The organism is Armatimonadota bacterium (assembly GCA_037138755.1).
Classification (GTDB): Bacteria; Armatimonadota; Fimbriimonadia; order Fimbriimonadales; family Fimbriimonadaceae; genus Fimbriimonas.
The window spans coordinates 1,600,707-1,620,310 of the sequence record JBAXHT010000001.1; the positions used below are offsets into that span (position 1 = coordinate 1,600,707).

19 protein-coding genes are annotated in these 19,604 nt (G+C 54.5%); 13 read left to right on the forward strand and 6 right to left on the reverse strand.

The genetic code is table 11. From position 1 onward, the window contains the following. Window positions 1-113: 113 nt before the first annotated feature. Window positions 114-1,889: a clostripain-related cysteine peptidase gene (locus WCK51_07615; GenBank protein MEI7576744.1), complete on the forward strand. Its 1,776-nt coding sequence runs from the start codon at window positions 114-116 to the stop codon at window positions 1,887-1,889. Between the two features lie 216 nt (window positions 1,890-2,105). Here WCK51_07615 and WCK51_07620 read toward each other — a convergent pair whose 3' ends face one another. Beyond that, window positions 2,106-3,251 (reverse strand): GNAT family N-acetyltransferase, encoded by a 1,146-nt coding sequence (locus tag WCK51_07620; GenBank protein MEI7576745.1) that lies wholly within the window; start codon window positions 3,249-3,251, stop codon window positions 2,106-2,108. A gap of 9 nt (window positions 3,252-3,260) precedes the next feature. Then, window positions 3,261-4,721, reverse strand: coding sequence for a DUF4173 domain-containing protein (locus WCK51_07625; GenBank protein ID MEI7576746.1), 1,461 nt, complete (start codon window positions 4,719-4,721; stop codon window positions 3,261-3,263). Window positions 4,722-4,894: 173 nt separating this feature from the next. Between WCK51_07625 and WCK51_07630 the strand changes: the two genes are divergently transcribed. The 10 genes from WCK51_07630 to WCK51_07675 all read left to right on the forward strand — a co-directional run bounded on the left by WCK51_07630 (window position 4,895) and on the right by WCK51_07675 (window position 12,248). Beyond that, a complete protein-coding gene (locus tag WCK51_07630) occupies window positions 4,895-5,815 on the forward strand; it encodes a prepilin-type N-terminal cleavage/methylation domain-containing protein (protein ID MEI7576747.1) in 921 nt (306 codons plus the stop codon). After that, window positions 5,815-5,967, forward strand: a complete 153-nt coding sequence (locus WCK51_07635) for a hypothetical protein (GenBank protein ID MEI7576748.1) — start codon at window positions 5,815-5,817, stop codon at window positions 5,965-5,967. Before WCK51_07630 ends, WCK51_07635 begins: the two co-directional genes overlap by 1 nt. Before the next feature lie 184 nt (window positions 5,968-6,151). Continuing rightward, entirely contained in the window at window positions 6,152-7,021 is an 870-nt protein-coding gene (locus tag WCK51_07640; protein MEI7576749.1) for a prepilin-type N-terminal cleavage/methylation domain-containing protein, read from the forward strand. A 53-nt stretch (window positions 7,022-7,074) separates the two neighbouring features. Then, complete coding sequence (locus WCK51_07645; protein ID MEI7576750.1) at window positions 7,075-7,230, forward strand: hypothetical protein; 156 nt, start codon at window positions 7,075-7,077, stop codon at window positions 7,228-7,230. A 31-nt stretch (window positions 7,231-7,261) separates the two neighbouring features. After that, window positions 7,262-8,428, forward strand: coding sequence for a phosphoglycerate kinase (locus WCK51_07650; GenBank protein MEI7576751.1), 1,167 nt, complete (start codon window positions 7,262-7,264; stop codon window positions 8,426-8,428). A gap of 122 nt (window positions 8,429-8,550) precedes the next feature. Beyond that, a complete protein-coding gene (locus WCK51_07655) occupies window positions 8,551-9,264 on the forward strand; it encodes a dienelactone hydrolase family protein (GenBank protein ID MEI7576752.1) in 714 nt (237 codons plus the stop codon). A 48-nt stretch (window positions 9,265-9,312) separates the two neighbouring features. Next, the gene (locus WCK51_07660) at window positions 9,313-9,588 is read left to right on the forward strand and encodes a DUF1844 domain-containing protein (protein MEI7576753.1); all 276 of its coding nucleotides are present in this window, start codon (window positions 9,313-9,315) and stop codon (window positions 9,586-9,588) included. After that, complete coding sequence (locus WCK51_07665) at window positions 9,588-9,974, forward strand: hypothetical protein (GenBank protein ID MEI7576754.1); 387 nt, start codon at window positions 9,588-9,590, stop codon at window positions 9,972-9,974. The genes WCK51_07660 and WCK51_07665 overlap by 1 nt, the downstream gene beginning before the upstream one ends. Further along, the gene (locus tag WCK51_07670) at window positions 9,971-10,909 is read left to right on the forward strand and encodes a GNAT family N-acetyltransferase (GenBank protein ID MEI7576755.1); all 939 of its coding nucleotides are present in this window, start codon (window positions 9,971-9,973) and stop codon (window positions 10,907-10,909) included. The genes WCK51_07665 and WCK51_07670 overlap by 4 nt, the downstream gene beginning before the upstream one ends. A gap of 16 nt (window positions 10,910-10,925) precedes the next feature. Further along, a complete protein-coding gene (locus WCK51_07675; GenBank protein MEI7576756.1) occupies window positions 10,926-12,248 on the forward strand; it encodes an aminotransferase class III-fold pyridoxal phosphate-dependent enzyme in 1,323 nt (440 codons plus the stop codon). 49 nt (window positions 12,249-12,297) lie between these two features. Here WCK51_07675 and WCK51_07680 read toward each other — a convergent pair whose 3' ends face one another. The 3 genes from WCK51_07680 to WCK51_07690 are packed head-to-tail and all read right to left on the reverse strand — an operon-like array spanning window position 12,298 to window position 14,197. Further along, the gene (locus WCK51_07680) at window positions 12,298-13,494 is read right to left on the reverse strand and encodes a crosslink repair DNA glycosylase YcaQ family protein (GenBank protein MEI7576757.1); all 1,197 of its coding nucleotides are present in this window, start codon (window positions 13,492-13,494) and stop codon (window positions 12,298-12,300) included. Next, complete coding sequence (locus WCK51_07685) at window positions 13,491-13,814, reverse strand: hypothetical protein (protein MEI7576758.1); 324 nt, start codon at window positions 13,812-13,814, stop codon at window positions 13,491-13,493. The genes WCK51_07680 and WCK51_07685 overlap by 4 nt, the downstream gene beginning before the upstream one ends. An 11-nt stretch (window positions 13,815-13,825) precedes the next feature. Then, window positions 13,826-14,197 (reverse strand): hypothetical protein, encoded by a 372-nt coding sequence (locus WCK51_07690; GenBank protein MEI7576759.1) that lies wholly within the window; start codon window positions 14,195-14,197, stop codon window positions 13,826-13,828. Window positions 14,198-14,320: 123 nt separating this feature from the next. Between WCK51_07690 and WCK51_07695 the strand changes: the two genes are divergently transcribed. Further along, window positions 14,321-15,700, forward strand: a complete 1,380-nt coding sequence (locus WCK51_07695) for an ammonium transporter (GenBank protein ID MEI7576760.1) — start codon at window positions 14,321-14,323, stop codon at window positions 15,698-15,700. Window positions 15,701-15,769: 69 nt separating this feature from the next. Then, window positions 15,770-17,707, forward strand: a complete 1,938-nt coding sequence (locus tag WCK51_07700; GenBank protein MEI7576761.1) for a sialate O-acetylesterase — start codon at window positions 15,770-15,772, stop codon at window positions 17,705-17,707. A 42-nt stretch (window positions 17,708-17,749) separates the two neighbouring features. On the opposite strand, the gene WCK51_07705 is transcribed toward WCK51_07700, so the two are convergent. Continuing rightward, a complete protein-coding gene (locus WCK51_07705) occupies window positions 17,750-19,594 on the reverse strand; it encodes a sialate O-acetylesterase (protein ID MEI7576762.1) in 1,845 nt (614 codons plus the stop codon). Window positions 19,595-19,604: the final 10 nt, after the last annotated feature.

Consider the following 19,604-nt stretch of genomic DNA (forward strand, 5'->3'; position numbering starts at 1 on the left):
GTGCAGTGGTTCCTACGTATCATTGAGAAGGAAAGTTGACTAAAAAGTCAAGGTTGACAATTTCTGAACCTAGAGTGAAGTTAGTGCGTCATATGAGATACTTCAGGTTCGCTATGTCGCTACGCTGTTCTCTCATCGGATTTGTGCTGCTGTTGCTCACTTTGGTTGGTTGCGGCGGAGGCGGAGGCGGGATGGCGAGCGGCCTCAATTACCGCACGAACTGGGGATTAAACGGCGCACCTGGGCAGTTGAGCGGTCAGTCCCAAAGAATTACTGTTCGCGATATGAATGGGGTTGATGTCACGAGTGCGGTGCTCCGGAACCCGACGCAAGACATCGAGGATGTCAACTTTGCCATCTCAAACGGCAACTATCAAGTGATCATCCAGCTGTTTTCCGGTTCGAACGCGGATGGAACCCTGATTGGTGAGATACGACGACGGATTTCGCTGAGCGGATCACTAACTCTCAGCTCTGCCGTGGGAACCGCGATCAGCTCGATTGAGGTTTCTCCGACGACGACTAGCGTTCAAGTTGGACGAGGCGAGGTGTTCGTGGCGAACGGTCGAAACTCAGCGGGAACCGCAACATTCATCGTTCCGAACTCGCTCACTTGGACGGCATTGGGTGGGATCGGTACGGTTACATCGGACGGAGCGTTTTCGGCGACAGCGACCGGTTCGGGAAGTGTTCGCGCGACATACACGCCACTGGCACTAAACGGCTCCGCACTGGTCTCGACAACGCCAAGCGGCGCAGTTCAGAAAAAGTGGACGATCTTGGTCTTCCTGAACGCCGCGAACGACCTTCAATCGTTCTCTCAGCTCAACGTGAACCAGATGGAGCAGGTTGCTCAGAACCCGGATGTACGAATTGTTGTTCAGTGGAAGAACTATCCGAGCGGGTTCTCGGGCGGGCTGTTTGACGGTACCCGTCGGTACCTGGTGAAGCCGGATACCACGAGCTCGATTGCTTCGGAAATGATTCAGGACATGGGCACGACCGTCGACATGGGTTCGACGCAGACGCTGAACCAGTTCATTCAATGGGGCAAGGCGAACTATCCGGCTGACCGCTACGGTCTTGTCGTTTGGAATCACGGCAACGGGTGGCTTCGATCACCAGCGAAAGCGGAGTCACGGGCGGTGAGCTACGACGACGAGAAGGGAACTTCGATTCAGATTTGGGACCTTAACCAGGCACTCGGTTCCGAGCAGTTCGACTTCATTGCGTGGGACTGCAGCTTGATGCAGATGTTTGAGGTCGCCTACGAGATTCGTGGGAATACGAAGTACGTTGTTGGCTCGGAAGAGTCGCCTCCGGGTGAGGGGTATCCCTATCAGTTGGTTTTCAACAAATTCAGAGACAATCCGAACGATACGACCTTTAACCTCTGTAAGGGGTTCGTCGACGGGCCGCTTGCGGTGACAGCATATCAATCGCGCAAGATCACACAGTCGGTTCTGGACACTTCGCAGTTCGCTCCCCTTGCAACGGCAGTTTCGACATTTGGAAGCGAATTAAATGCGAATCGGGTTGCTTTGACTTCGCTGATCCAATCGACTCGTTCGACAGCTCAGTCGTTTAGCCCTACTTCAACGAGGCACTATCGGGACCTTCTCGATGTGGCCAAGCGAATAGAGCTCGGGACGACTCTTCCGGGCGTTCTTTCTTCGATCACGGCTTTGAAGTCGGCGGCGGCGAATGCGATTGTGTATGAAGGTCATAACTCGAACTCGGCGAACGCGACGGGTCTGGCGATTGACTTCTCACCCGCCTCGACTTTCAATGCTGCTGACTCACTTGGGAACGTGCGCGCTACGGATTACGCGAAGCTGAAGCTAGCTCAGGATACGCAGTGGAATGAGTATTTGACGGTTGCTCCGTAGGAAGGCGCGGGCTAAAGTTAGAAAAAAGGGCCCGCAACGAAGGCGGGCCCGATGGGCTTGGAGGGTTATTCGTCCGGACTCTCGTAGGGATGTCGGTCCGGATCTTGTTGTGTTCGTCAGCGGAGGCAAACCCACCGACAAGCATTGATTTCCGCACATTCCATGCCCGAACTTCAGCTTTGTTGCTGGGGTGGTCCAAAGCTGGCAAATAGGCGGTTAGAACGCGTCGAGGCAACAGACCGGTCCCGGTCGGAGCAAATCAGCCGCTGCCGTCAGATCAGCCCGCGACCGAACTATGACAAGGTCATTCATCGCCAAGACGAGCAGCCCTGGTTCCCCCATGAATGCCTGTGAAAATTGGCGGATGTCTAACCTGAAACCCGCCTCCGTAGAAGGTGATACGCGAACACCTTCGGGAGAGAAATCGACACGCCAAGGGCCTTGGTTCTCGGGCAATAACTCATCAACAACTTCGAAAGTAAATGAACCGATACGATCCGTCTTTAAGCTCGAGAGCGCCTTGGGAGCGTTGAGAACTCGCCACATGAGGTGCCCAGAGTTGGCGTTCAATTCGGCCCCACGATCCCAGTGCCGAGCGCGATAAGGCGAATCCGATGGCTCGATCCAACTCAGATGAGTCTTATTGATTCCGATGCCGCTGAGTACGCTTAGCAAGGATTCGTAACCTCTCTTGGTGGTCCAAACAAACTCATCCACCTTCTGCTCCACCCAGAAGTTCCAGTCATGGGTGACGATGGCGTAAGCTTCGATTGGATCGCCAACTGTGTAAATCGCTTTGTTAGAATCCGACTGAATGATGCGGTCCCACTGGTTATCGGGACGAAGATTCATGCCTGAGCGTCGGCGGGCAAACACCTCATAGCAAGCCTTGACCTGGTCGCGATCCGCCGCCCCGAGCTTTGCTGTTGGTAAGGTCAGATCGAACCTTGGGAAGCGTCCCATGTCGACTTTGATTCCGTACTTGTATCCCGCTACCTCGTAGCCGAACTTACGATAAAACTTCTCGCTGAACGCATAGAGCGAAGCTAACTCGTAACCCGCCTCTCGGTAATGGCGAATTCCGTGCTCCATCATCGCTTTTCCAACACCGTGCTGTCGCTCGTGGGGCAGAACTGCCACGCCAGCGATTCCGGCGCATTTGAGTTCGGCATCGCCTCGAGTAACGACCATTGGCAGGGAAGCAAAGGCTCCAACGATGCGATCGTCTAGCCGGGCCGCGAAGGCTTCGTCGTGGCGAGGTTTATCTGGCTCGATCTTGACCGGTTCATTGTCCCGATACGTGGGACTCCAGACTTTGAAGAGTTCTTCAAGGTCAGTGCACCGTTCAACACGCAGACTCATTCGGACAGTTTACTTGCGAAGCTCCTGTACGCTTAGGCCCCGCCAGTTCTTCGATTCCTTACTCTGCCTCGCTGCCCACTGTTCGACGAGCTCCTTTGAAGCGAGACGTCGAACATCCGAGTCTGCGTCGAAGCCTAGGTTGAGCACGGTCGCGGTGTCCGGCTGCTGACGGGTGAGGTTGACGACAGCGATGAGGCTGTCGGGTCGTACTAGGTTCGTGACCAGCACCATACCCATCAAAGAAATGTAGGTGACATGCGGCACTGCCGAGAGTTTCCATTTTGATCCGAGCCAGGCGTAGCCCCCGATGACTGCCATCAGAAGCCCCATTGCGGCGGAGACGTAGAAGCGTAGCGTAGTGAGGCCATAAGCGGATACGTACAGACTCATTCGGTAGGCGGCAGATACGAGCATGAGGCCGAGGAGGCCCGACATTGCGAGCACCACCCAGCGCACCGGCCTTCGTTCGGTCGTAGACGCCGTGTGAAGCGAATCTTGCCAGAACATGAGCATTGGCAGGGTCATCACGGCGACTGTAACGAGTTCGAAGAAGCCCCGTCGAGCGTAGTCGGCGTACGACAGGTTCTCGGTTTTGAGAACAACGTCGTTGCCGCCGAACAGATACCTGGCTTGGAAGAGTACGAAGAGCGTAAACAGTGATCCGATGCAACCGAAGAAGACAACGAACGCGCTAACGGAGTCTCGGTTGGCAACCTTGAGCCCGGTCGGAGCCGGAGGTCCCTGAATTTCCATGCGCTTCGACGATTGAATGTCATACACCGAGGGCCAAGGGCTGGAGAACGAGTTGCCGACCGCTAGAGCGAGGTCCCGGGAGATCATCATGAGCATTCCGCATGCGACGAATGAGACGGAACCGAGAATGAGTATCCGTTGGCCGATCGTCTCGGAGGAAGTTAGCCACTCCAGCGAGATAGATCGTGCGAAAACAGGATCGGCAGAGCCGAGGATCGAGCCAAAAACAAGGAGCGCGGGAATCGCCAGTGCTGCGCCTGTGATGGCTCCTGCAGACACTTTGTACGGCTTGTTATCGCCGGATTTCCAATCGGTCATAGATGGAAGCAGGAAGGGAAGGAAGGGAGCAATCAAAGACGTGACCGGCCCGAGGAGAAGCGACTGGGCGGTTGAAAGAGCTTGATTTTTCATCCCTCGGAGCCCCAACCAGCCTACGACTGCAACAAGAAGGATGAGGTTAAGAGCATCGGACCCAGCGGACGAAGTGAATGCAAATCCGTAGGCAGCGATCCATAGCGGTGCGTGGAGCATCCATTTGTTGAACCCAAGTTTGAGCTTGCCTAAGTGGCTCAGGGTGACAACTCCCACAGACACGGCGACGCACAGAATGGCAAGGTTGAGTCCAATCGAGTCGGCGAGGAGAAGGTCTTGGGCCAGACCCCCGAGGATCGCGGCTAAGGAGACGATTCCGATGACGTGAGACTTGGCGACCTTCATTGATCAGGGTGAACAATTGGGAGTTGTCGGTGGTTCCCGAGGAGAGCTCTAGAATCAATCAGTCATTTCACAAAATATCAGTCATTCATGCATATATTTCGATATAATGATATTTGAGGACCGGTCCGATTCTCGATAGAGATTTCTCAACGGAGAGTAAGGAAGGAGCCCAAATGGACCTCAATATGACATTCTCACGAAAGGGATTTACCCTTATCGAATTGCTCGTCGTGATTGCGATTATCGCAATCCTCGCAGCGATCCTCTTCCCCGTTTTTGCCCAGGCTAAAGAAGCTGCGAAAAAGACGCAGACCCTCAGCAACCTCAAGAACATCGGCACTGCCTTCAAGCTGTACATGTCGGATTCGGATGACCAGTACCCTCCGTTCACCGGACGCGGAGATGTGGCAAGCACCGCTGTGACTCCAAACTGGTCAAGTCTTGAGTTCATGTATCCAGGCTTGGTCAATCCATATATCAAAAACGGTTTGAACTTGCAAACTTCCACCATCGGAGATATTTGGGCGGATCCTCTCACAAAGCCTCGTCTTTCCAACAACTCTGCGATCCGCAACACGTTCGCTTACAACGTTTACGGATTGGGTGGATTTACTCGAAGTTGCCTATCACCCATCGCTGCAGATATCACATCCTGCGCAGCAACATTAGCTAACACTTCGTTCGGCATCTTTGCGAACTCAAGATACGGTGTTCCCGCAACCGACACGGAACTTGAAAACTCTGCGGAAACCATTGTGCTTGTGACTGGTGAGCAGCTGGCTCGACCTCCACAATACGGCGTAGTTCAGAACGGTCTCAACGGAAACGGTGTTGGAGTCTTCGGTAACTCGGGTATCGGCGGCGATCGACTGCTGAACTCTGGTCTAACTTCTGCTTCACCAAATCAAAGTGCTCGCGAAGCCCTCTACGTTGGCGAAAACGCATTTGTGGTTTACAGCGACAGCCATGCTAAGATTCGCAAGAACACTACCCTTTGGAGTAACCGTTATTCGAGCGCGAACGGAAGATGGCGCGGCGGAGTCCCAGACGGACCTCGCATGAACAACGGTTGGTCAAGAGAGTTCGTTCAGTAATGCGAACGGGACTCCTTCTGCTCCTAGTTGGCATGATTTGCGGAGCTTGCTCGAGCGACTCCTCAGCTTCTAAGGTCACGCCGGAAGATGCCAAGAAGGCGCAAGCGGAAACTGCAAAAGAACAAGAAGATATCATGAATAAGGGGATGTAGTTCCCGGCTTTCATGAGGGCCTCCGGAAATCGCCTAGCACAGGATGCTAGGCGATTTTCTTTTCGTTGCAGAGCTTTCTCGAATGTCATGTAAAGTTGTGTTATAGTGATATCTGAGGACCGGTCCGATTCTCGATAGAGATTTCTCAACGGAGAGTAAGGAAGGAGCCCAAATGGACCTCAATATGACATTCTCACGAAAGGGATTTACCCTTATCGAATTGCTCGTCGTGATTGCGATTATCGCAATCCTCGCAGCAATCCTCTTCCCCGTTTTTGCCCAGGCAAAAGATGCAGCAAAGAAGACCGCGTCGCTTTCAAACGTAAAGCAAATGGCTACTGCCTCTGCGATGTACACGTCAGATTACGACGGTGGATACCCAACTTGGTCAGACTACTTTGCACTATACACTCAGATAGGGGCTCCGTACTACTACAGCGCCGCTGGAGTCCAAGCCGTGATGGGCGGACCGGATGGACCGCAATTCTACTGGGACGCAAAGCTGCACCCATACGTGAAAAGCGACAATCCACTAACTGTGAGTTACGGTGGACTTTGGCACTCGCCAGGAGCTTCGACTGCGAACAATCTGCGAAGCTATGGAATGTCACAGTGCTTCACGTACGCGTGTGACCCCACTGTATCAACGGAATATGTTTGGAGGAATGAGAGCGAGCTCGAAGTGCCAGCTCAGTTACCGTTTGCTGGCGAATCTGGACGAAGCGGTATGCTTTCCGCTCCGCGACTGTTCCACGGCTACTATGACTTTTGGAAGGTTACTGGATCAGGATTTCCATTCAACCGAGAGGATCCAACTCGGTTTGCCAGAACCTCAGCGGGTGGTGGAGTCGCACCTTATGCATATGCAGACGGTCATGCCAAGGCAACCCCTAGAGCTCAGGTTTACTACTGGCCAGCTTCTCGTGGGCTGGCGACAGCCGCAGATCGGGCTCAAGGCAGATGCTTCAACGCAAGGTTCTGGTCGGCGACTGCCTCTGAGCGGTCGAATTCAGCCGCGAACGCTACGGCGAACGGATTCCCTTGTTCCCTTTGACATTAAATGTGACCGAGCATCGCCAACGTGGTGCTCGGAAGTTCTATCCCGTTATGAAACCGAACACCTGGATTTTCGTCATCTTAGCACTAATGCTGGTTGCTGGCTGCTCGTCCGGAGCCGAGTCTCAGAGCACACCGTCCTCGGCTAACTCTCAATCGCTGCCCTCGGCTGATGCAAACCAGTTTGTCGGCCAAGACGCGAAGTGATCTGATATCGTAGCCGAGTAAACTCGCCTAAATGAGTTCACTCGGCGACCTTTCGATCTCAAACAAACGCGTTCTCGTCCGATGCGACTTTAATGTCCCGCTGGAAAACGGGGAGATTACCGATGATCGGCGGATTACGGAGGCGTTGCCGACGATCAACTACCTCCTGGAAAATGGTGCCGCAGTCATCCTGTGTAGTCATTTGGGCAGACCTAAGGGCGTTACTCCAGAGTTCTCACTCAAGCCCGTCGCCGAGAGGCTTTCTGAGCTTTTGAATCAGGATGTGCCATTGTTGCCCGACTGCGTTGGAGATGAAGTCGAAGCTGTCTGCAAGGCACTCAAACCTGGCCAAGTTGTCCTTCTCGAAAATGTTCGTTTTCACCCCGAGGAAGAGAAGAACGATCCGGAGTTTGCGCGTCAACTCGCGGACCTTGCTGATGTCTACGTCAACGACGCCTTCGGCACTGCCCACCGGGCCCACGCCAGCACGGCTGGAGTCGCGGACTATCTCCCCAGCGCCGCAGGATTCCTGATTGGAAAGGAGATCGAATTCTTAGGGAAGGCAGTCAACAATCCAGACCGACCGTTCGTCGCGATCATGGGTGGGAGCAAAGTAAAAGACAAGATTGCCCTGATCGATAATCTTCTCCCTAAAGTTGACAAGCTCATCATCGGCGGCGGAATGGCTTATACCTTCCTGAAGGCTCAAGGCAAAGAGATCGGCAAATCGCTACTGGACGAAACCAGCATCGAATACGCCGGTCAGCTCTTACGTGACAACCCAGGCAAGCTTTTGATTCCAACCGACTACATTGTCGCGCCAGAATTCTTCCCCACGTCTCCAGCGACGACTGTCTCCGCAGACGGAATTCCGGCTGACCAAATGGGACTGGACATCGGCCCTGAATCAAGACTCACATTCTCGAAAGTCATCGAGAGCGCGGGAACCGTTCTCTGGAACGGTCCAGTCGGTGTTTTCGAAATGGACGCATTCGCTGAGGGAACAATGGCGGTCGCTCAAGCCATGGCGAACTGCAAGGGCCTCACAATTGTCGGTGGCGGAGACTCCGCAGCAGCGGTCGAGAAGTTCGGCTTTGCCGACGACATGAGTCACGTATCCACCGGAGGCGGAGCCTCGCTCGAATTCCTGGAAGGGAAGGAGCTTCCGGGCATCGCGGCACTAGGAAAGGTAAATTAGCCCACCCCGTAGTCTCGACGTCCCTTTCGGTTTTTGGAATTTCGCGGAGCTACGGATTGGGTTACGGAACCCGGCGAGGACGCCAGAGTTACGGAACGGATGTAGGCTAAACTCATGACATCATGATGTCAACGTTTCTCGCTACCCACCTACTTGCTCAAGGAAAAGCCTTTGACTACAAGATTGGAGATCAAACGTTCGAGGGTTACGCAGTCACCCGTTCTAAGTCCAAGCCGACAGTCGTTGTAGTTCAGGATTGGAACGGCGTCAATGATCACGAAATTGAAGTCGTCGAAAGACTCGGCAAGCTCGGCTACTCCGCCGTTGCAATCGATGTTTATGGCAAGGGAGTCCGCCCGTCCTCCGTCCAAACCTGTTCTGCAGAAAGCGGCAAGTACTATGCAGACCCAGGTCTGTTCTTGAGTCGCCTGGAAGGCGGAATCAAGGCGGCAAACATCAAGGGCAAGTTCGTCGCAATTGGCTACTGTTTCGGAGGAACTGGGGTTCTCGAGCTTGCTCGACACAACGTCAAGAACCTTGCCGGAGTCGTTAGTTTCCATGGCGGCGTCAAGCCCCTTTCTGCTTCGCCGGCTAAGATTAATGCTCGCGTGATGGTGCTCCACGGTGCCATCGATCCATTCATTGAAGCCGCTGACGTCGAGGCCGTGAAGGCGGAAATGAAGAAAGCGAAATCCTTCAAGTTCGTTGCTTACCCTGGTGCCGTTCATGCGTTCACGGTCAAATCGATGGGATTCGAGGTTGATGGCGCCAAGTACAACCGAGCCGCTGACGCGGCTTCATGGAAAGAGCTAACCGGAGCCCTCAAAACTTGGTAGTCGCGAATCGAACCGCCGGATGTCGCCGTCTTGAAGTTACAGACGAAGATGTCCGAATCCACCCGAGAAGCCCCCACAGTTTTTGATCATATCGCTGTCCTGCTCGACCAGATGGCAGGAGTGGCATGGCAAAAGCTGGGTCTTCAACCAGATATGGTCACCGGACAGATCGAGCCGAACCTCGAACAAGCCCGCGTCGCCATCGATGTTGTCGCGTTCCTCGCAGGCAAGTTGGAGTCACAACTCGACGAAGACGACAAACGCCAGGTCCAGTCGCTGGTTCGCGATCTCAAAATCAACTTTGTTCAAAAAGGAGGCGCATAGTGGCGTTCACTTGGCCAGGAAGGATTGCGCATCACGAGCTGCCGGTCGTGCCCAAACCGGCGATCCGGCTTGAACAGCTCGAAGTCTTCGGAGAAGTTTTCTCGAGCTTTTCTCAGGCGCTCAACGACCTCACAACCTACGGACCCATTGGCACGAATCAAGCACGGGTCAACGAACTGCGAGAGGCGGCGAAGTTTGCGTACATGCCGGTCAAGGAGTTCGTAACGCCTTATTTTAAGCGTCAACCCAATCCGTTGGATCACCTTCTCTTCGGTCTTACCGAAGTGTGGAGTCAACCAATTTTGGGGCAAAAGATCGAAAACGCAACCGAAGCCCTTAGCATCTACAGCCAGCATCTGCGATACTTGATCTCGAAAAGCGAATGATCATCGACTGGCGCGAAGCCGACCACAACAAGATTCTCGACCTCTGGAACCAGTTCCACCCCGAGAGATACCGAATTGATGCGGACAGCCTGCGCATCAACACGGTCGACGCCGACACGTTTGACTGGGGCGCATCGCTGGTTGATGTCGATTTTGATGGCGACATTCGGGCGTTCATCAGCATCAAAAAAGCACCTGCAAAGCACCATAAAGTTGGCGATCCGGACGCGGTTCACCTCAGTGCAATCGCCTTCACCGACGCGACTCACGCTATCGACTTGATGAGTGACGCGAAAAAGACGCTTCGTCAGCGGGGTGTAACATCGATTCTGTTCGGCATGGATTCTCGCCACTTCTGGCCTGGAGTTCCCACCGATTTTCCGGCTCTCAACAACTTCCTCACGATTGAAGGGTTCGACCTCAGCGGCGAGTACTTCGATATCGAGCGAGACATTTCGAACTACCAACCGCCGCGACCAATGCCGACGGAGAATGTAGAGTTTAGGGTTCTGACTCCAGATGACCGACGGAGCCTTGAGCGGTTTTTCGACCGAGAATTCCCGGGCCGCTGGCGTTACGACATCCTTTGGAAGATCGAGCGCGAAGATGGTTATAACGGCCTGATAGGGCTCTTCCACAAAGGTGAAGTCCATGGCTTCGCGGTGATTCAGGATTCCAACACGAAGTTCCCAATTGGCGGAGCGGTTTGGCGCCACGACCTTGGCGACCACTGGGGTGCGCTGGGACCTATAGGCGTCTCCCAGCAAGTTCGCGGCGAGGGCTGGGGCGGGGCATTGCTGTCGGCAGGGCTACTCGAACTGAAAGCCAGGGGAACCATTCAGTGCATCATCGACTGGACAACGCTCGGCGAATTTTACGGCAAGCATGGATTCGAGAAGACCCGCATTTACCGCTCGGCGAAACTGACGATCTAGGCTTCATACTATAGGGGTGCCCCCCAAGTTTCCAGGTTCCATTTCTGCGTCAATGCTCCTCGAAATGGGCAAGTACGTCATTGCCGAGCCGTATCCGTTTGCGGTCGATATTGAGAAGTGCCACGGGATGACCCTGGTGACAGTTGATGGACAAGAACTGTTCGACTGGGCGGGTTACTACGGCAGCAAACTCATTGCGCATAACCACCCTGGCTTGTATGAGCCTGAGTATCTGAAGAGACTCCAGGTCGCTGCGAATAACAAGATTGCAAACCCGGACTTCTTGACCAAAGAGTGCCTAGACTACTACCGCCTCATCTACCAAAACGCCCCCGAGGTCATGAAGAACAAGGATCTGGAGGTCTACGTGGTCAACTCCGGCGCAGAGGCCGTGGAGAACATGATGAAGTACATGGTTGCGAAGTACAACCAGAAATGCCTCGTCGCGGGAAAGATGCCGGGTAACCGCCGGTTCATCTACTTCGACCGGGCGTTTCACGGCCGAACAGTGTTCGCCCTGGGCGTCACCGAGACAGTTGACCCCGTGGCGACAAAAGATTTTGTCGGCCTCGGCATGGGCGGAAACATCAAGCTGCCTTTCCCAAGTTTCAACTCAGATTGGACCGAAGGCGAGAACATGGCGAACGCCTCGAAGGTGCTTTCGCAGTTAGAGAGCATCCTCCAGTCGATGTCCGAAGACATTGTTGGTCTGATCATGGAGCCGATTCAAGGTGCGGGAGGCAACCGGGTGGCTCTTCCTTCTTTCTTCCGAGGTCTGAGCGAACTTTGCAACAAGTACGAGATTTACCTTGCATTCGACGAAGTCCAAACCGGACTTGGGCCGACCGGCAAGATGTGGGCGATCGACCACTTTGATTTGCCGCATCGACCGATTGCCGTGGCGAGCGGTAAAAAGTGGGGGAATGGCTTGCTCTACATGGCGGAGAGTTTGGAGGACATCGGGATTTTGGACTCGACTTGGGGAGGCAATACTGCCGATATGGTTCGGGTTTGCCGCGAGGTGGAAATTGTGAAGCAAGAGGGACTGATTGAGCGCGCCGCAGTTAACGGAGCCCTGCTTTCGGATGGCCTCAAGAAGGTGATCGCCAGATATGCCTTCGCCGAGAACGTTCGCGGAATGGGTCTCTACCAAGGCTTCTCGCTGGATACCGATGAGCGAAAAGCCAAACTCGTTCGGGCAGCCCGGGAGCAGTTCGACTTGCTGTTGCTGGGGGCAGGGAACCGCTCTATTCGGACTCGTCCGAACCTGTCGGTTACGGCAGAAGACATCGAGAAGTTTCTTGGGCTGCTGGACCAAAGCTTGTCTCTGGTGGCATGAGTCTCGGTAGCCAGGTCTCCCTCGCGGGCGAGGGAGGCCTGGTCAGTCGTCACCCGGCGGCAGCCATTTCCCGTAATCGAGCGATACTTGGCTGTCTCGATTTTGGTGAGTCCAGGCTGAACGAACGGGCGTCGCCTAGTTCGGTGCTTATGAAGCTTTCGACCCGTCGGACTTCTTCCAGTAGCTCAGAAGATGAACCCACGAAGCTCACCCAGACGATCTCTTTGCTATCGAAATCGTATTCCCAGAGTCCGACGATACGTCCGCGATCCACGATTGCGTTGGTCGAGAGATCGTTTAGCGAACCGAGCGTTGCCAGCTTTCGTTGCGAAAGCACGTCAAGCCCAACTTGCTCGTCAAAGATGTGGAGAGACAAGTCCCTGCGAAGCAGAAAGAGAGAATCCAATCCGGATACGAGTCGGAAAGTCGGATCGGCGGGCATCCTGAAATCCCGGAACGCTTCCGCAGCCGACGGAAGGCTAAGTAGTGGCGTGCCTTCAACCGCGATCAACCCAAGTCCCTCGATTGCCGAGAGTGCCCCTTTGACACCAAGCCCACTGAACCACTGGAAATGAGCAATGGAAGCGAAACCGCACCAACTCCAAAACAGTCGAGCGAGGTGGCGGAAAGCAAGTGCTTGCGGATAAGCCTCGTCGACGACCGGAGCATTTTCATAGAGACAATACTTGTAAGTCTGACCGTCCAGCCTTCCGTCCGAGGGGATTCGACGGATCTTTGCCCCTGCCTGAAGCGCGAGCAGACCGAGAGAAACATTTGTCGTTTGGCCGATCTTTTTGCCCGCTTCGCCATAGTGTTTGTACAAAGAACCAAGAGGCTCTTTGAGGGCAGCCGCATCAAGAGGACCGCCTGCAAGGGCGAGGAGAATCCCTTCTTTGAGTGCGTCAACTTCTTCGTCCGTGACTCCGAGCTTTGAGCGGGCGGTGCGAAGTGCCGACTCGGCGTTATAGCCTTGCCCGCACTTGATCCCTACCTGAAAGTGCTCGGCAGGTAGCAGATACGTACATCCTCGTGCGGAGGCAAACTCGTGGATCGAAAGGGAAGCGACATCCGCATCGACCGATTCTCGCGACGCCTGATTTCGGGCGAAGAGCGAGAGGTATGGGTTCGCGCCACCGACCGTGCGAGCCCAACCGTTCTCAGCCAAAACCGCTGCGGATGAGTCAGAAGTAAATGAGCTTAGCCCTTGACACTCGCCGAGGTATGCAAGCAAGCGGACATCGATCAATGTCCGATCTCCCTGAGTTGGAGGCGGCCCCCGAATTCTAGCGAAGGACAGAGCTGAGCGACGCCTACGGCGTCATCCCAATCCTCCGCTTGAAAAATGAAGTAACCCGACGGGGCGACCGCATCGCCAGTATAGTCAACCACTTCGACCGAATCTCCGCTCAGAAATCGCCCGACCGGCTTGACCGGGTCGGCTTGAACAACGCGTTCTTCGATCATCATCGCAAAATTGCGAATTTTGGTGATCCAGCCTTGCTTCTCTTCATCGGAGAAGGTCTGCCAGACATCGTCGTCTTGCATTAACAAAATGTATATCGCCATCTGAGTCCAGATTATAGATCGGGCGGGCGTCCGGTCAAAATCGCGCCTGTTCGGTGGCGCCATTTTTCGAACTGGTAGCCAACCACGCCGAGAGCGAGCATAGCCAGGGCTCCCATCTTCGCCAAAGCCGTGATGGGAGTTAGAGCCTCGACTGACCGGAAAGGCCCCTTTGATTTCTCGATGAACTTCGATCCCTTCGGCCCAGTTCCTTTGACGAACTCCGTGGTGACAGGAAGGAGAAGGTGTACGGGGGAACCAATGAGCCGCTCTCCTTCGACGATTTGGCACAAAACTCCCTGAGCTTCAATGGTTTGTTGGAAGGCATAGGCGGAGACAAAAAGCAGTCCTCCCAGGATCGAAATCAACAACCCAATCCATTTCATACGAGAAAAATTGAAAGAAATAGCATAAATAGCTGGTCAATAGTGTTAAAAACTTGTTAGAATGTCTCAATCGCAATGTTGCGAAGCCGAGCAATGACGCCGTGATCAAAAGAGAAAACTGCTATGTCAAAATCGTCTATGCGCCTTGCGGGCATCTTTAGCCTACCGCTACTTGCCGGTTCGGCTTTTGCCCAAACGTCAGCACCGCCAGCCATCAACGCCGCCGACAGCGCGTGGATGATCATGGCGACGGCTCTCGTCCTTCTCATGACTCCTGCCCTTGCTCTGTTCTATGGAGGCATGGTGCAGAAAAAGAACGTCCTCAACACGATGCTTCTCAGCTTCATGATGATGGGCGTCATTTCGCTCATCTGGGTGCTCGTCGGGTACTCATTTGCATTCGGAAAATCATCCAACGGCTTGATTGGAGGCACGGAGTACATCCTTGGCCGAAACATCTCTCTGAAGACCCCTTACGGGACTCAGACGATTCCCGCCGCACTCTTCATGCTTTTTCAGATGAAGTTTGCGATCATCACCCCGGCCCTTATCTCGGGTGCCATCGCCGAACGAGTGCGGTTCAAGGCGTACACGCTCTTTATGATCTTCTGGTCAGTTCTGGTTTACACGCCAATCGCCTGCTGGGTTTGGAACGCCGATGGCTGGCTCTTCAAAGCTGGTGCCCTCGACTTCGCTGGTGGAACTGTTGTCCACCTTGCCAGCGGTATCTCTGCTCTGGCACTCTCTTTTTTCCTTGGCAAGCGCAAGTCTGTCGAAGCCAAGGCAAACAATATTCCGTTCGTTCTCCTCGGAGCTGGCCTTCTTTGGTTCGGCTGGTTCGGCTTCAATGCCGGGTCGTCGCTGGCGATGAACGATATTGCCGTCAGTGCTTTCCTCACCACACACCTCGCGGCCGCCGCTGGAATGGTGACTTGGATGGTTGTCGAAATGGTCCGTTCGCCTAAGGGCAAGGTCACCGCAATTGGTGCCGCCAGCGGACTGGTTGCGGGCCTTGTTGCCATCACCCCGGCGGCTGGATACGTCTCGATGCCTTCGTCGATTCTTATCGGTGTGGCGGCAGGACTCGTGTGTGCATTCGCAATTGAACTGAAGCATAAGCTAGGCTACGATGACGCTCTAGACGTTGTTGGTGTCCATGGTGTTGGTGGAACGCTGGGGGCTCTGCTCACCGGTGCTCTGGCTGACCCGGCGATTAACAGTGCTGTGGAAGGATCGCTAAAAGATGGCCGAGGTCATCTGATGGTAGTCCAACTCCAAGCAATTGGCGCAACCCTGGCTTATGCAGGCATTGGAACTTATGTGTTGGCCATGATCATCAATAAGGTCACTCGCCTCCGAAGCTCGGAGAGTGCGGAAGTGAAGGGTCTCGACCATTCCTACCATGGTGAGCAGGGTTACATGATCCCTGGTGCGGTTCCAACGCCGGCCACCGCTGAGAAGATGATCGAAGAAGCGGTCATCAGCGAGCCTGCGCTGAAATAGAATCCATAAACTGTCCCGGCGCGAGTCGGGACAGTTGACTCTCTCCCCCACCTTTGATAGACTGTGCGCGTGATCGCCATCAGTCTCATGCTTTTAAGCTTGCCCCAATCTTCACTTCGGCTTCCAACGCTTTTTACCGACCACATGGTCGTCCAGCGTGGGAAGCCGATAAACGTTTGGGGTTGGGACGTTCCCGGACAGAAGGTGACCATCAAGCTCGGCGGGAAGTCAGCGACCGCGACCACTGACGCGAACGGGAAGTTTATGGCTTCGCTGCCGAAGCTGAACGCAGGCGGTCCATTTACTCTGGAGGTTTCTGGCTCCGGTTCTAAGTCGATCAGCGACGTGCTGGTTGGCGAGGTCTGGATTTGCTCGGGGCAGTCGAATATGGAGTGGCCGATGTCGCTGGCAAACGACCGTGAGCAAGCCAAAAAGGAAACCGATGCAAACGTTCGGATGTTTACAGTCCCTAAACTGATCGCTCAAGCTCCCGTCGCCGACGTCGTAGGGAGTTGGGTTCAGGCGAAACCAGAGACGATCGACCAGTTTAGTGCGGTTGGTTATGCCTTTGCTCGCAAGTTGTATCGCGACCTCAATGTGCCGATTGGAATGATTCACACCTCTTGGGGCGGGACTCCGGCCGAAGCGTGGACAAATTCGAAGTATTTTTCCAGCAGCGACCTCTTGAAACCGATTCTGGACAGGATGAAGGCAAGCGATGGTTCGGAAGAACGGGCAGTTGAGAACTATCGAACCAAAGTGGCCACATATCAGACCAAAGCATTGCCGATCTTCTTCGATACGAGTGATACGGCATGGACTCAAGCTGGCTTTGACGATTCAAGTTGGGAATCCACTCCGATGCCGTTTGTGTATCCCACAGATTTTGACGGTGAATACCGTCACCGACGGGTCGTGAATCTCACCGCTCAGCAGGCGGCTAGCATTAAGACCATTGAGCTGGGGCCTATCGACGATTTTGATCAGACTTACGTCAATGGCAAAATGGTTGGGCAGACGGACATGATGACGCCGCAGTTTTGGGCGACTCCGCGCAAGTACAGGATTCCAACTGGGACTTTGAAAGCAGGCGAAAACAACATTGCAGTTCGATCATATGACTGGCAGGGTGCTGGAGGCTTCTTTGGATCCGAGTCCTCGTTGAAACTCGGAGATGTCAGTATTGGCGGAACCTGGAAGACGATGCAAGGCAAGCCTCACGTCAACATTGACGCAAAGACCACGGGTGCTCAACCCCAGATGCCCGAGGGAAAGAACAGCCCGAACTACCCGAGCACGCTCTATAACGGAATGCTTGCCCCTCTCACTCCCTATTCGGCGAAGGGCTTCATTTGGTATCAAGGCGAATCCAACGCGGGTCGCGCCGTGCAGTACACCGCGCTTCTGAGCGCTATGATCCAAAACTGGCGCGACGACTTCGGGCAGCCGAAGATGTCGTTCTACATTGCCCAACTTGCAAACTACATGGCTCAAAGCCCGACTCAGTTTGACTCGGCGTGGGCAGAGCTTCGGGATGCTCAGGATATTGTTGGGCAGATGGAAGGAAACGGAACCGCCACAATCCTAGATATCGGTGAGGCGAACGATATCCATCCGCGTAATAAGCGAGACGTCGGAGAACGACTAGCTCGGATCGCTCTTCGTCGAGACTACGGGAAGCGAATCGAATGGCAAGGGCCCCGCTTCAAGTCGATCTCCACATCAGGCGACGAGATCACGGTGAATTTCGATCACGCCGTCGGACTCCGAACCACGGACGGTCTGGAGCCGCGTTGCTTCGCCATCGCGGGAAGCGATAAGAAGTGGAAATGGGCCACTGGTCGGATCGAAGGGAATAAGGTTATCTTGAAGCGCACGGGAGGAGAAGCGATGGTTAGATACGCCTGGCAAGATAACCCTCCGGTGAACCTGGTGAATTCAGATGGACTGCCGGCGATGCCGTTCCGGACCGACTCACTGCCTTTGACGACCAGGAACAATCGCTAGTCCACTTTGGAATGCCCTGATTACACCGGGGCGCCCCATTTTCTAAAAGAGAACCCTGAATGGCGCGACGGGCAACCCAGCGGAGTTCACGAGATTTCCGCTCGGATTATCTGCCCAGAGATAGCGGACTCCCTTGACGTCTCCGCTTACGAGTAGCTGATTGCGCAGAATCTCCCCATTTGCTTTCACCCAAGAGCCATCCAGATTCAGCACTTCGAGGCCGGAAATCGCCTCGCCATCGCGGGTCTTGAGGGAACCATAAACATCTTGAAAAACGATTCGGACGTGACCAGCTTCTCGCTTAGAAGAAATCACGGTCGGACAGAACGACGGCGTGCCTTTCTTGTAAACGCGCGAAAGCGCAAACCCTGCTAGCCGACGACCGACTTCTCGCTTTCGCAGCGGATGGATCGTCTCCGCGTCACCAAGATCGATGGAAGGAGCCATACCCGTCATCTTTAGATTCAGAATTGATTCTTGGGCTTCACGAAGCTGCGCCCATTCGGCTTTAGATGGTTCAGCGGTCTTTCCAAATCCCGGCAGTTGAACGTAAAAGAACGGAAGCAAAGGGTCTTTCCAGCGGTTGCGCCAGTCGTTCACCATAGTCGGAAACAAATTCTTATAAAGATCGGCTGATCCAACGTTTGCCTCGCCCTGGTACCACAGAATCCCTTTGATTCCGTATGGAATCAGGGGTGCAATCATCCCGTGAAACGCTCCGCTAGGTGCGTTGCGATCCCCAGGCCCCATTGGTCTGACCGGCCTTCGTTCACCTTCCGCGACTGGAGGCTCGATGACGAGTTCGTTACGAGTTTTCCAAGTTGTATTCAGGTCCAGGGAAGCTCCACCGTCGACCGAAGTGAGCTTGATGTCCGGTCCTAGTAATCCGCCTTCGCCGGAGCGATTCCAGACTCTTATTGCTACGACGTTGTCTCCATCGCGGAGGACCCCGGGGCCAATAAAGTAGGCTCGCGACTTGAATCTTCCTAAGGTGCCACCGACCTTCAGACCGTTTACATAAGCCGAATCGTCTGTTCCCACGAAGCCGAGTTCTAGGCGAATCCCTTTACCCTTCCACTCGGGCGGTAACAAGAAGTGATGGCGGTACCAAACCGCCCCATCGACTTCTCTCCCCTCGGTTTGCTCCCAAGGTGCAGGGAGGGCGACCTCGGGCCAGGCTGAATCATCAAACTCAGCTCGGCTCCAGCCCTTCCCGAAGCCGTCGTTACCGGGATCCTTCTTTTCGTTGGCAGCGTCCCATTGATTCACTTTCTCCTGCCATTCGGCGAGGCGATCCTTGTGGCCACCTAACGAAGAAATGTATTCGTCCACGATGGGCTTCAACTTCGGGTTGGATTCGAGCGAAGATTGGCTCATCCAGGCCTCAATTTTGGTTCCGCCCCAGCTTGCTTGAATGATTCCGATGGGGATTTTGGTCGCCTTTTGGATGTCGAGTGCGAACGAAGTTGCGACGGCACTCCATTTGTTCACCGCGTCCTTGCCACCAACCGTCCAGTTCCCGCGGATCTCCTTTTCAGGTGCGCTGGAGGATGTTTGGACAACCTTAAAGCACCGTATCTGCGGAGTGATATCGCGTCGAATTTCCGCCGCCTCGCGGCAACGGGAGACTGGCCATTCCATGTTCGATTGCCCCGAAGCTAGCCAGACGTCGCCAACCATAACGTCGTTGACGACCACTTGCTGACCACCAGATCGCATTTTGAGCACGAACGGACCGCCTGCCACTGCGGGAGGCATCTTGAGCTTCCATGTGCCTTCGGGTCGAACAAGCGTTTGGGCGCGAAAGACCCCGAACTCGACCTCGACGGTCGAACCCGGTACACCAAGCCCAAAGATTGGAACCGAGATGTTGCGGGGCAACACCATGTGGTCCGTA